The organism is Variovorax sp. WDL1, from assembly GCF_001541225.1.
GTDB lineage: Bacteria > Pseudomonadota > Gammaproteobacteria > Burkholderiales > Burkholderiaceae_C > Variovorax.
The window spans coordinates 6,822-19,653 of the sequence record NZ_LMTS01000112.1; the positions used below are offsets into that span (position 1 = coordinate 6,822).

Below are 12,832 nucleotides of genomic sequence, written 5' to 3' on the forward strand. Positions count from 1 at the left end.
CCGCGTCGCCCCCAGCCGCTGCGAGACCTCGCCGGCGCAGCGCTTCAGCGCCTGCGCAACCGGCCCCTCCCAGCTGGCATCGAAGACCGCCGTCGTCCCGATCGCCGTGATCGCCAGCGCGATCGCGCCCGTGTGGTCGAACACCGGCGCCGACATCGCGCTCACCCCCGGCACGATCTCCCCGTCCGAGCGGCTCATGCCGTGTTCGCGCACCGCGTGCAGCTGCGCCTCGAAGGACTTCCAGTCCGGCAGCGGCGGCGCCGGGGGCATCCCTACGTGGCGCTCCGGCTGCGGGCTGCCCCTCTCGCGCCGCCGCTCCTTTTCCAGCATGCGCTTGACCACCTCGGCGTCGAGGTAGGCGGCGAACAGCCGGCCCGAGGCGGTGCTGGTCAGCGAGAACACCGTGCCGTGCCGCATGCTGACATGCAGGGCGGCGGGCGATTCGGCCACCCGCACGATGGTGGCGCCGCGGTCGCCCCACACCGCGATCGCCGTGGTGTGGCCGATCTCCTGCGCCAGCCCCGCCACCAGCGGCGTGGCGACGTGCACCGGATCGGCCTGCTGCAGGCTGATCAGCCCCAGTTGCAAGGCGAGCGGACCGAGCAGATAGTGGCCACTGGCACGGTCCTGCTCGATCAGCCCGAGCCGGCTGAAGCTGACCAGGTAGGGATGCGCCTTGGCGGGCGACATGTCGGCCTCCCGGGCAAGGTCCTTCAGCGCCATCGGCCGGCCGTGGTGAACCAGTGCGCGCAGCAGCTGGCCGCCCACCTCGATGCTCTGGATGCCGCGCTGCGCGCGATCGCTGTTGTCAGTGGCCATGACCGTCCCGCCGTTTGTTCATGCAGAAGGCATTAGACATGACCGGAAAGCCGGACTACACTCCCGCTTCGTTCGTTCACTGCGAATAAGTTCAACTTAGACGAATTTCCACAAGGAGACCCCCGATGAGCCAGACCAAGGTTTTCGCCAGCCAGGCCGACCTGGAAGAAAAGAAGATCACCTTCAGCCAGATCTCCGAGCACGCCTGGGCCTACACGGCCGAGGGCGACCCCAACACCGGGATCATCATTGGCGACGACGCCGTGCTCGTGGCCGACACGCAGGCCACGCCCGCCATGGCGGCCGACGTGGTGCGCCGCATCCGCGAGGTGACCGACAAGCCCATCAAGTACGTGGTGCTCACGCACTACCACGCGGTGCGCGTGCTGGGCGCAAGCGCCTACAAGCCGCAGGAAATCCTGGCGAGCCAGGACACCTACGACCTCATCGTCGAGCGCGGCGAGGCCGACAAGGCCAGCGAGATCGGGCGCTTCCCGCGTCTGTTCCAGAACGTCGAGACCGTGCCCCCGGGCATGACCTGGCCCACCATGACCTTCAGCGGCAAGATGACCGTGTGGCTGGGCAAGCTGGAAGTCCAGCTGATCCAGCTCGGCCGCGGCCACACCAAGGGCGACACGGTGGTCTGGCTGCCGGGCGAGAAGGCCCTGCTGTCGGGCGACCTGGTCGAGTTCGATGCCACGCCTTATGCGGGCGATGCCTATTTCCAGGACTGGCCCAGGACGCTGGACAACATCGCCGCGCTCGGCCCCAAGGCGCTGGTGCCCGGCCGCGGCGCCGCGCTCACCACGCCGGAGGAGGTGGCCAAGGGCCTGGCCGGCACGCGCAGCTTCATCGCCGATGTCTACGAGAGCGTGCAGGCCGGCGTGAAAGCCGGGCGCGACCTCAACGCCGTCTACCAGGAGACCTACGCGAAGCTGAAGCCCAAGTACAGCCAATGGGTGATCTTCGACCACTGCATGCCCTTCGACGTGAGCCGCGCCTACGACGAAGCCTCGGGCCACCGCGACCCGCGCGTGTGGACGGCCGAGCGGGACGTCGAGATGTGGAAGGCCCTCGAGGGCTGAGGTATCGCAGCGGAGACAAGACCGTGGACGCAACTGCTCCCGTCGATTACCAATCCCTGCGCTTCGACTACCGCCGCCACCCGGACCAGGACGCCGCCATCCCCGCGCGCCATCCGGTGGTGGTGGTCGGCGCCGGCCCTGTGGGTCTCGCGCTGGCCATCGACCTCGCCCAGCAGCAGGTGCCGGTGGTCCTGCTGGACAACGACTGCACCCTCTCCACCGGGTCGCGCGCGATCTGCTTCGCCAAGCGCACGCTCGAAGTCTTCGATCGCCTGGGCTGTGGCGAGCGCATGGTGGCCAAGGGCGTGTCGTGGAATGTCGGCAAGGTCTTCTTCAGGGACGAGCAGGTCTACCGCTTCGACCTGCTGCCCGAGGCCGGCCATGAGCGGCCCGCCTTCATCAACCTCCAGCAGTACTACGTCGAGGGCTATCTCGCGGAGCGCGCCGCCGAGCTGCCGCTGGTGGACCTGCGCTGGAACAACAAGGTGGTGGGCATCGACAACGGCGCCGACGGCGTGGTGCTGCAGGTCGAGACGCCCGAGGGCAGCTACCGGCTCGTCGCCGACTACGTTGCGGCCTGCGACGGCTCGCGCTCCAACCTGCGCCAGCTGCTGGGCCAGGAGGCGAAGGGCCGGGTGTTCCGCGACCGCTTCCTGATCGCCGACATCAGCATGGACGCGGACCTGCCGACGGAGCGCCGCTTCTGGTTCGACCCGCCCTTCCACCCCCACCAGAGCGTGCTGCTGCACAAGCAGGCCGACGGCATGTGGCGGGTGGACTTCCAGCTCGGGTGGGAGGCCGACCCGGTGGAGGAGCGCAAGCACGAACGCATCATCCCGCGCGTGCGCGCGCTGCTGGACAGCATCGGCTTCGAGCGCGTCCAGTTCAGCATCGGCTGGGCCAGCGTCTACACCTTCGCCTGCCAGCGCATGGAGCGCTTTCGCCACGGCCGCGTGCTGTTCGCCGGCGACTCGGCGCACGGCGTCTCGCCCTTCGGCGCGCGCGGTGCCAACTCCGGTGTGCAGGATGCCGACAACCTCGCCTGGAAGCTCGCTGCCGTCGTGAAGCGCGAGGCCCCCGACGCGCTGCTCGACAGCTACGGCAGCGAACGCGAGTACGCCGCCGACGAGAACATCCGCAACTCCACCCGCGCGACCGACTTCATCACGCCCAAGAGCGAAGTCAGCCGCCTGTTCCGCGACGCGGTGCTCGAGCTGTCGAAGACCCAGCCCTTCGCCCGCGCCCTGGTCAACAGCGGCCGGCTCTCGGTTCCCACCACCCTGCACGGCTCGCCGCTGAACACGCCGGACGCGGACGCGTTCGAAGGGCGGATGGTGCCCGGCGCGCCGGCCGCCGACGCGCCCATCGTGCGTGCCGACGGCAGCACCGGCTGGCTGCTGCGCACGCTGCCGGGCCGCTTCACGGCGCTGGTCTTCGGCGAGGGCGAGGCGGCGGAGCGCAGCCTTGCGGCCATCGCCGAGGCCGACCGGCCCTTGCACGTCGTGCGCGTGGCCGCATGCGGCGAGGGAGAGCTCGCCGCGCAACGCTATGACGCGCGGCCGGGCACGGTCTACCTGCTGCGCCCCGACCAGCATGTCTGCGCCCGCTGGCGCGCGCCCGGCGCGCAGGCGCTGCGCGAGGCGTGCGACCGCGCCCTTGCCAGGAGCACGAGGAGCCCCGCATGAAGAAGGATGAGCTGATCACCGCCCCGAACCTGGACGCCCCCGACGACTTCTACGAAGCCCTGCTGGCGGCGCACGAGGGCCTGAGCACCGAGGAAAGCCACGCCTTCAATGCGCGCCTTGTGCTGGTGCTGGCCAATCACATCGGCTCGCTTGCCGTGCTGCAGAGCGCGCTCGCGGCCGCCACGCGAACCACCCGGGAAGACACACCCCGCACATGAAGAGGACACCATGAGCAACGAATCCGCCGCCGAGCGTCGCTACCAGAGCGGCTTCGGCAATGAATACGCGAGCGAGGCCGTCGCAGGCGCCCTGCCGCAGGGCCGCAACAGCCCGCAGCGCGCGCCCTTCGACCTGTACCCCGAGCTGATCTCGGGCACCGCCTTCACCGCGCCGCGCCACGAGAACCGGCGCAGCTGGCTGTACCGGCGCCAGCCCTCGGTGGTCTCGGGCCGCTACGAGGCCTATGCGCAGCTCACCTGGCAGACCGGCCCCGACCGCGGCATCGCGCTGGCGCCCGAGCCCATGCGCTGGCATCCGATGCCCTTCACCGGCGGCGACGCCGACTTCGTCGACGGCATGCACACCCTGGCCGCCAATGGCGACTCCGAGGCGCAGTGCGGCCTGGCGGCGCATGTCTACCTCGCGAACAAGTCGATGCAGCGACGCGCCTTCGTCAATGCCGACGGCGAGCTGCTGGTCGTGCCGCAGCAAGGCCGGCTGGTGATCACCACCGAGATGGGGGTGCTCGACGTCAAGCCCGGCGAGATCGCGCTGCTGCCGCGCGGCGTGGTGTTCAAGGTCGCGCTGCCCGATTCGGAAGCTGGCGCGGGCCCCTCGCGCGGCTACGTCTGCGAGAACTACGGCGCGCAGTTCCGCCTGCCCGAGCTGGGGCCGATCGGCTCCAACGGCCTGGCCAATGCGCGCGACTTCCAGGCGCCCGTCGCCGCCTTCGAGAGCGAGGCCGGCGGCTACGAGCTCGTGAAGAAATCCTCCGGCCGCCTCTGGCGCGCGCCGATGAAGCAGTCGCCCTTCAACGTCGTTGCCTGGCACGGCAACCTCGCACCGGTGAAATACGACACCGCCCACTTCATGACCATCGGCTCGATCAGCTTCGACCACCCGGACCCGTCGATCTTCACCGTGTTGACCTCGCCTTCGGACACGCCCGGCACCGCCAACTGCGACTTCGTGATTTTCCCGCCGCGCTGGATGGTGGCGGAAGACACCTTCCGTCCGCCCTGGTATCACCGCAACCTCATGAGCGAGTTCATGGGCCTGGTCTACGGCGAGTACGACGCCAAGCCGGGCGGCTTCAAGCCCGGCGGTGCCAGCCTGCACAACGTGATGGTTCCGCACGGCCCCGACGAGGAGGCCTTCGAGAAAGCCAGCGGCGCCGACCTCAAGCCGCAGAAGCTGGACAACACCCTCGCCTTCATGTTCGAGAGCCGCTACCGTTTCATCCCTACCGCCTGGGCCCTCCAGAGCCCGGCGCTCGACAACGACTACGCCGACTGCTGGGCCGGCCTGCAGGACCGATTCAAGCCATGACCACACTGAACGCCACCCACGACCCCCAGCTGCGCAGCTGGGTCGCATCCGCCAACCAGGCTGCCTGCGACTTCCCGATCCAGAACCTGCCCTACGGCCGCTTCCGGCCCGCCGGCAGCGGCGAGGCCTTCCGCATCGGCGTCGCCATCGGCGACCAGGTGCTCGACCTGAAGGCCACCGGGCTCATCCACACCGACGACATGAACGTGCTGATGGCCAAGAGCCCGGCCGAGCGCCAAACCTTGCGCGCCGCCATTTCCGCCGGCTTGGCCGAAGCCAGTGCGCAGGCCGCCGAGTGGGCCAGGGCCCTGCTGGCCCAGTCGGCCGTCGAGATGGCGGTGCCCTGCCGCATCGGCGACTACACCGACTTCTACACCGGCATCCACCACGCCCGCACCGTGGGCAGCCTGTTCCGTCCCGACGCGCCGCTCCTGCCCAACTACCAGTGGGTTCCCATCGGCTACCACGGCCGCGCCTCTTCGATCGGTGTCAGCGGTCAACGCTTCAGGCGCCCCCAGGGCCAGACCAAGTCGCCCGATGCCGCCGCCCCGACCTTCGGACCCTCGAAGCGGCTCGACTACGAGCTCGAGCTGGGCTTCTTCGTCGCCCAGGGCAACGCGCTGGGCGACCCCATCGCCATCGCGGACGCCGAGGCGCACCTCTTCGGCGTCGGCTTGCTCAACGACTGGTCGGCACGCGACATCCAGGCTTGGGAATACCAGCCGCTGGGTCCCTTTCTGTCGAAGAACTTCGCCACCACCTTGTCGCCCTGGATCGTTACCGTGGAGGCGCTCGCCCCCTTCCGTGCGCCTTTCGAACGCCCGGCCGGCGATCCGCAGCCCCTGCCTTACCTGGATGCGCCCGCCGACCGCGCCGCGGGCGCGCTCGACATCGTGCTGGAAGCCTGGCTGCAGACCGCCGGCATGCGCGAAGCCGGCGAGGCGCCCGTGCGCCTCACGCGCGGCAACGCCCGCGACGCCGCCTACTGGACGCCGGCGCAGCTGGTCACGCATCACACGGTGAATGGCTGCAACCTGCAGCCCGGCGACCTGCTGGGCTCAGGCACGCTCTCGGGGCCGAAGCCCGACGAGGCCGGCTCGCTGCTGGAGCTCACGCTCGGCGGCAAGCAGCCCATCCAGCTGCCCAACGGCGAGCGCCGCAGTTTCCTCGAAGACGGCGACACGCTGACCCTGCGCGGCTGGTGCGAGCGCGAAGGCGCGGTGCGCATCGGGCTGGGCGAGGTGAGTGCGACCGTCGAGCCGGCGAGTGCCTGAGCGCCCGGCCCGCGGAAGCGCCCGGACGAGGTCCTCTCCTACGCGCATCCCCCTGTCGGATGCCGATACTGGGGCGCCTCGAATCTGGGAAATCCTGCCGTGAATGTGCTGATCGTCGACGACAACAAGGCTGCGGCCGATCTGCTGCGCGAGCTGCTGACACTGCAGGATCACGAGGTGCATTGCAGCTACTGCGCGCAGGACGCCATGGACGCAGCCTCCGCCACGGACTTCGATGCGGCCCTGGTCGACCTGGTCCTGCCGTACTTCTCGGGCGCGGAGCTGGCGCGGCGCATGCGCGCCGACGCAGGCGACAAGGCCCTGCTGCTCGTGGCCGTCTCCGGCTATGGCAAGGAGGATGCGGGCGATGCCGCCGCGCCGGGCCTGTTCGACCACCACCTGCAGAAGCCCATCGACTTCGAGGTCCTCGATCGCATCCTCGTGCCGTCCGCCGCCCGGTAGGGCCGAACCCTACGCGGCAGCGGAGGCCTGCCGGTTCGCAGCCTCCTCCTGGGCGCGCTGCACCGACCACTCCCTGATGCAAGCCAGCAAGGCTTCCGGATCGGCCGGCTTGACGAAGTGGCGGTCGAAGCCCGCGCCGAGTGCGGCTGCGCGATCCTCGCTCTGCCCATAGCCCGTCACCGCAATCAGCAGGGCGCTGGCCAGCTCGGGCATGGCGCGCAGCCGGCGTGCGACCTCGTAGCCGTCGAGCAGCGGCAAGCCGATGTCCAGCACCACTACCACAGGGCTGTGCGCCAGGGCCGCGCTGAGCGCCTCCTCCCCGTCGTGGGCGGTGCGGACCGCGTGGCCTTCAAGCTCGAGCATCGTTGCGATGACGGTCGCCGCATCGTGGTTGTCGTCGACGACCAGAATGCGCAGGGATTCGCTGGGGGACGCCGCCGCGGTCTGCAGCAGCGGTGCCGCCTGGGCAGGCAGCACCGTGCCGACACGCGGCAGCCGCAGCCTGAACTCGGAGCCGCGGTCCCGGCCCTCGCTGTGGGCCTCGAGGCGGCCGCCATGCATCTCGGTGAGCCGCCGTGCCAGCGTCAGGCCCACACCCAGTCCGCCCTGCGAGCGGTCGAGGCCGCGCTCTCCCTGCGCGAAAAGATCGAAGATGCGCGGCAGCAGCTCGGCATCCATGCCGATGCCCTGGTCGCGCACCGAGAGGACGACGTCCTCCCCCTCCAGCCGGGAGACCAGCTCGATGCGGGTGCCCTCGGGGCTGTACTTCGCGGCGTTGTGCAGCAGGTTGGCGATCACCTGCGTGAGCCGGGCCATGTCGCCGAGCAGCCACGCCGGCTGCTGCGGCACCACCACCCGCAAGGCCTGGCGGCGGGCGTCGACGAAGGGCTGCACCGTTTCCACGCTCTGGGCCACCACGGTGTTCAGGTCCAGGGTCTCGTGTTTCAGCACGATCTTGCCTTGGCTGATCCGAGCCACGTCGAGCAGCTCCTCGATCAGGCGGGTCAACTGCTTGAGCTGCCGCTCGGCGATGTCCAGCGCCCAGGCCACCTTGGGATGCGGCGCCGCGACGCGCCGGATCACCTGCACCGCGGTGTGGATGGGCGCCAGCGGGTTGCGCAGCTCGTGCGACATCATCGCGAGGAACTCGTCCTTGCGCTGGTTGGTGCGCTGGAGTTCCTCCTGCGCTGCCTGCCGCTCGAGCATCTCCCGCTGAAGCACGAGGTAGAGGCGCGCATTCTCGAAAGCCGTCGCCGCCCGTGCAGCCAGTTCTTCGAGCAGCCCGGCCTCGGCGACGCTGCGTTCGCCCGCGTCGCTGCGGGCGATCAGCACCACGCCAAGCACGCGCTCGCCGAAGACCAGCGGCACCGCCTGCGCCGAACGCAGCGGCGCGAAGGCGTCGCCCCCTGCGGCCAGACCGAAGGCAGCGGGGGTGAGCGCCGCCAGGGCCGCCTCGTCGAGGCCAACGGCCTGCCGCTCCCGCACCGCGCCGCCCAGCGCGGCCCGCAGGCGCTCGTCCAGGCGCATTTCCGGGCCGGTCGACAACTGCAGCTGCGCGCCCGGGGCCTGGCCCGCCGCCACCATCTCGCCGGCGCCGAAGTCCGGGTCGGCCAGCAGCACCAGGGCCAGCGGCGCCAGCTCGGGCACCAGCAGCCCGGCGAGCTCCTTCATCGCGACCCCGATCTGCAGCGAGCCGCTGAGCACCCGGCTCGCATGGGCCAGGAAGGCCGAGCGCCGGTCGTTCTCCTCGGCGACGCGGCGCGCCGCCTGCGCCACCATGACCGCGGCGCGCGCGTCGGCCTGGCGCCGGACCTGGCGCCGCATCTGGTGGAGCGCGACGAAGACCGAGACCTTGCTGCGCAGGATCTCCGGCACCACCGGCGACAGGATGTAGTCCACCGCGCCCAGCGAATAGCCGCGCGCGGTCTGCATCTCGTCGGCGTAGGAGGTGATGAAGATGATCGGCGTGTGCGCGCAGCGGCGGTGCTGGCGGATCAGCGTCGCGGTCTCGAATCCGTCGATGCCGGGCATGTTGACGTCCAGCAGGATCACGGCGAACTCGCGCTGCAGGATCTCGCGCAGCGCGTCGGCGCCCGAGCGCACCAGCACCAGGTTCTGGCCCAGCTCCTCCAGCACGGTGCGGAACACCAGCAGCTTCTCGGGCAGGTCGTCCACCACGAGGATGTCGGCCTTCTCCTCGCCGGCCGCCGGATCGAGGTCGGGGTCCGCGTCCTCGGGCGGCGTGACGGGTTCGTTTATTTGCACAGCCATCCCCGAAGGACCATCAGCAGGTAGGCCGTGTCCACCGGCTTCGACAGGTAGTCCCAGGCGCCGGCCTCGATGCACTTCTCGCGGTCGCCCTTCATGGCCTTGGCCGTCAGCGCCACCAGCGGCAGCTGCTTGCCGCGCGGCAGCTTTCGCAGCTCGCGCATCGTCTGCATGCCGTCCATCTCCGGCATCATGATGTCCATCAGCACGATGTCGATGGAGGCGTCCTGCTTCACCAGGCGGATCGCGTCGCGGCCGTTCTCCGCCGACACGACGGCCATGCCCTGGGCGTCCAGCACGGCCGCCAGCGCGAAGATGTTGCGCATGTCGTCGTCGACGATCAGCACCTTGCGGCCCACGAGCGAACCGGAGGCCTGGTGCGTCGCCTCCACCGCACGCCGCTCGCGCTCTGACATGCGGGCCATCCCGCGATGCAGGCTGAAGGCGGTGGCGTCGATCAGCGCCTCCAGCGAGTCGGTGACCCGCACCACGGCGCCGCCGGGACCGCGCTCCCAGCCCGGCACCGGTTCGCCGGGCGCGGGGCTGTGGAGGAGCACCGGCAGCTGGCGGAGTGCCCCGGGGCGGCCTTCGACGAACTCGGCCACGTCCCGGCGGCCCAGGCCGTCCAGGCTGCCATCGGTCGCGAGGGCGTCGACGTCGTACTGCGCCAGCGCCCGACGGGCCGCGTCGGCGCTCTCCGCGATCACGATCTCGATGTCGCCACGGGGCAGGGCGGCGACATAGCTGTCGCGCAGTGCGGTGGGCTGCATCGCGACCAGCAGCTTGCGCCTTGCGGCCTCGACGAAGCGGTTCAACTGCGCCAGCGCCGCGTCCACCTCGTCGATCGACTGCAGCGGCTTGGCCAGGAAGCCGACGGCGCCGGACTCCATCGCCCGCTCGCGCGAGTCGTCGGTCGAGACCACGCAGATCGGGATGTGCCGCGTCGCCAGGTCCGCCTTCAGGCGCTCCAGGATGCGCCAGCCCTCCATGTCGGGCAAGTAGATGTCCAGCGTGATGAGCATCGGCCGGTGGTCGCGCGCCAGCGCCAGGGCGCCCGCGCCGGTTGCACTCACCAGGCCCTTGTAGCCCGCGCGGCGCGCCGCCTGCAGCAGCATCCTGGCGAAGCCGAGGTCGTTCTCCACGACCAGGAGCACCTTCTCGCCCGGCAGGATGCTGTCGCGATCGTCGTCGGCGATGTTGAGCGAGGACAGCAGCTCGGCCGTGGCCTCGGGCTCTACATGCGCCGCCGGTGCGGGGGCGAGTGCGGGCGAGGGCTCGATGGCCGGCAGCGCGCGGCGCGCCGGCTTGCGCGCTTCGCTTCGGGCGTCGCCCGGCCGGTCCTGCCCGGAAGCCGCCTGGCGGCCCAGGCGGGCACCGCGCGGCAAGCTGTAGCTTTGCGGCAGGTACAGCGTGAAGGTGCTGCCCTGCGCGGGCGCGCTCACCAGCCGGATCTCGCCGCCCAGCAGCCGTGCCAGCTCGCGGCTGATCGCCAGGCCCAGCCCGGTGCCGCCGTACTTGCGGGAGGTCGAGCCGTCCGCCTGCTGGAAGGCCTCGAACACGATCTGCTGCTTGTCCGCGGAAATCCCGATGCCGGTGTCTGCCACCGAGAAGGCCATGACCCGGCCGGCGCGGTTGAGGCTCTCGTTGTCGGCGGACCAGCCGCCTTCCACCGCGGATACCGTCATGGCCACCGAGCCCTGGTGGGTGAACTTGAAGGCGTTGGACAGCAGGTTCTTGATGATCTGCTGCAGCCGCTTGACGTCCGTCACGATGGTCTCGGGCAGCGGCCCCGCGGAGCGGATGTCGAAGTCCACGTGCTTGGCCTCGGCCACGTGGCGGAAGCTGCGCTCCACCGAGCGCTGCAGGTCGTCCAGCCTGAGCTCGCTGAGCTCCACCGCCACCGTGCCCGATTCGATCTTCGACAGGTCAAGGATGTCGTTGATCAGCATGAGCAGGTCATTGCCCGAGAGGTGGATGGTCTTGGCGAACTCGACCTGCCGGGCTGTCAGGTTGCCCTCGCTGTTCTTGCACAGCTGGTCCGACAGGATCAGCAGGCTGTTGAGCGGCGTGCGCAGCTCGTGCGACATGTTGGCCAGGAACTCGGACTTGTACTTGGAGGTGAGTGCGAGCTGCTCGGCCTTTTCCTCCAGCGCCTGGCGGGCCTGCTCCACCTCCTGGTTCTTGCGCTCCACCTCCTGGTTCTGGTGCACCAGCAGCCGCGCCTTCTCCTGCAGCTCCTCGTTGGTCTGCTGCAGCTCCTGCTGGCGGCTCTGCAGCTCCTCGGCCAGCGACTGCGACTGCGTGAGCAGGTCCTCGGTGCGCATGTTGGCCGAGATGGTGTTGATCACGATGCCGATCGACTCCGTCAACTGGTCCAGGAAGGCCTGGTGCGAAGGATTGAAGCGCTCCAGCGAAGCCAGCTCCAGCACGCCGCGCACCTCGCCCTCGAAGATCACCGGCAGCACGATCACGTCCATGGCCGCGCCCTCCGACAGGCCGGTCGCGATGCGGAAGGCCGTACTCGGCACGTTGGTCAGCAGGATCTTGGTCTTCTCGACCGCGCACTGCCCGACCAGGCCCTGGCCCAGGTCGATCTCCTTGCCGTGCACCGCCTGGCCGCCCGAGGCGTAGCTGGCGAAGAGCTTCAGCCGCGGCGTGGCCGTGTTGGTCGTCAGCATGTAGAACTCGGCCTGCTGCGCTCCCACCACGGGCGCCAGCTCGGAGAGGATCAGCTGCCCCACCGTCAGAAGGTCCTTCTGCCCCTGCAGCATGCGGCTGAACTTGGCCAGGTTGGTCTTGAGCCAGTCCTGCTCGGTGTTCTTCTGCGTGGTGTCCTTCAGGTTGCGGATCATCTCGTTGATCGTGTCCTTCAGCGCCGCGACCTCGCCGCGCGCCTCCACAGTGATGGAGCGCGTCAGGTCGCCCTGCGTCACGGCGGTCGCCACTTCGGCAATGGCGCGCACCTGGGTCGTCAGGTTGGCGGCCAGCTGGTTCACGTTCTCGGTCAGCCCCTTCCAGGTGCCGGCGGCGCCGGGCACCTTGGCCTGGCCGCCGAGCTTGCCTTCAACGCCCACCTCGCGCGCCACGGTCGTCACCTGGTCGGCGAAGGTCGCCAGCGTGTCGGTCATGCTGTTGATGGTCTCGGCCAGGGCCGCGATCTCGCCCTTGGCTTCGACCATCAGCTTCTGCTGCAGGTCGCCGTTGGCCACGGCCGTCACCACCTTGGCGATGCCGCGCACCTGTCCGGTCAGGTTGCCCGCCATGAAGTTGACGTTGTCCGTGAGGTCCTTCCAGGTGCCCGAGACGTCGCGTACCTGGGCCTGCCCGCCCAGCCGGCCCTCGGTGCCGACCTCGCGCGCCACCCGCGTCACCTCGGCGGCGAAGGAGGAGAGCTGGTCCACCATGGTGTTGATGGTGGCCTTGAGCTCCAGGATCTCGCCCTTCACGTCCACCGTGATCTTCTTGGAGAGGTCGCCCGCTGCCACCGCCTTGGTCACGTCGGCGATGTTGCGCACCTGCGAGGTGAGGTTCGAGGCCATCGAGTTCACCGAGTCGGTGAGGTCCTTCCAGGTGCCGGCCACGCCCTGCACATCGGCCTGGCCGCCCAGCTTGCCTTCGGTGCCCACCTCGCGCGCCACCCGCGTCACCTCCGCGGCGAAGGAGTTGAGCTGGTCCACCATGGTGTTGACGG

The 12,832-nt window shown here is 69.9% G+C and carries 9 protein-coding genes; 6 read left to right on the forward strand and 3 right to left on the reverse strand.

Annotated features, from left to right (window positions below):
* A partial coding sequence (locus tag APY03_RS15700) for an IclR family transcriptional regulator (RefSeq protein WP_068678129.1) occupies nucleotides 1-819 on the reverse strand: 819 nt, incomplete at its 3' end.
* Between the two features lie 125 nt (nucleotides 820-944).
* Between APY03_RS15700 and APY03_RS15705 the strand changes: the two genes are divergently transcribed.
* The 6 genes from APY03_RS15705 (at nucleotide 945) to APY03_RS15730 (ending at nucleotide 6,873) form a co-directional block, all read left to right on the forward strand.
* Nucleotides 945-1,904, forward strand: coding sequence for an MBL fold metallo-hydrolase (locus APY03_RS15705; RefSeq protein WP_068678123.1), 960 nt, complete (start codon nucleotides 945-947; stop codon nucleotides 1,902-1,904).
* A gap of 23 nt (nucleotides 1,905-1,927) precedes the next feature.
* Complete coding sequence (locus APY03_RS15710; RefSeq protein WP_068678124.1) at nucleotides 1,928-3,589, forward strand: FAD-dependent oxidoreductase; 1,662 nt, start codon at nucleotides 1,928-1,930, stop codon at nucleotides 3,587-3,589.
* Entirely contained in the window at nucleotides 3,586-3,807 is a 222-nt protein-coding gene (locus tag APY03_RS15715) for a DUF2783 domain-containing protein (RefSeq protein WP_068678125.1), read from the forward strand. The genes APY03_RS15710 and APY03_RS15715 overlap by 4 nt, the downstream gene beginning before the upstream one ends.
* Before the next feature lie 10 nt (nucleotides 3,808-3,817).
* Nucleotides 3,818-5,137 carry a homogentisate 1,2-dioxygenase gene (gene hmgA, locus APY03_RS15720; protein WP_068678126.1) on the forward strand — a complete coding sequence of 440 codons (1,320 nt, stop codon included), beginning with the start codon at nucleotides 3,818-3,820 and terminating at the stop codon, nucleotides 5,135-5,137.
* Nucleotides 5,134-6,411 carry a fumarylacetoacetase gene (fahA, locus tag APY03_RS15725; protein WP_068678127.1) on the forward strand — a complete coding sequence of 426 codons (1,278 nt, stop codon included), beginning with the start codon at nucleotides 5,134-5,136 and terminating at the stop codon, nucleotides 6,409-6,411. Before hmgA ends, fahA begins: the two co-directional genes overlap by 4 nt.
* 99 nt (nucleotides 6,412-6,510) lie before the next feature.
* On the forward strand, nucleotides 6,511-6,873 hold the full coding sequence (locus APY03_RS15730; protein WP_068678128.1) for a response regulator: 363 nt from the start codon (nucleotides 6,511-6,513) through the stop codon (nucleotides 6,871-6,873).
* A gap of 9 nt (nucleotides 6,874-6,882) precedes the next feature.
* On the opposite strand, the gene APY03_RS15735 is transcribed toward APY03_RS15730, so the two are convergent.
* Together APY03_RS15735 and APY03_RS15740 are read right to left on the reverse strand one after the other, a co-directional pair.
* The gene (locus APY03_RS15735) at nucleotides 6,883-9,144 is read right to left on the reverse strand and encodes a response regulator (RefSeq protein WP_083944384.1); all 2,262 of its coding nucleotides are present in this window, start codon (nucleotides 9,142-9,144) and stop codon (nucleotides 6,883-6,885) included.
* Nucleotides 9,129-12,832: response regulator (locus APY03_RS15740; protein ID WP_232324289.1), on the reverse strand; the 3,704-nt coding region annotated here is incomplete at its 5' end. The genes APY03_RS15740 and APY03_RS15735, both read right to left, overlap by 16 nt.

What these genes read in the sequence shown, in the direction of transcription:
- APY03_RS15705 (WP_068678123.1), top strand. Translation starts at nt 945, where the DNA reads ATGAGCCAGACCAAGGTTTTCGCCAGCCAGGCCGACCTGGAAGAAAAG.
- APY03_RS15715 (WP_068678125.1), top strand. Translation starts at nt 3,586, where the DNA reads ATGAAGAAGGATGAGCTGATCACCGCCCCGAACCTGGACGCCCCCGAC.
- hmgA (WP_068678126.1), top strand. Translation starts at nt 3,818, where the DNA reads ATGAGCAACGAATCCGCCGCCGAGCGTCGCTACCAGAGCGGCTTCGGC.
- fahA (WP_068678127.1), top strand. Translation starts at nt 5,134, where the DNA reads ATGACCACACTGAACGCCACCCACGACCCCCAGCTGCGCAGCTGGGTC.
- APY03_RS15735 (WP_083944384.1), bottom strand. Translation starts at nt 9,144, where the DNA reads ATGGCTGTGCAAATAAACGAACCCGTCACGCCGCCCGAGGACGCGGAC.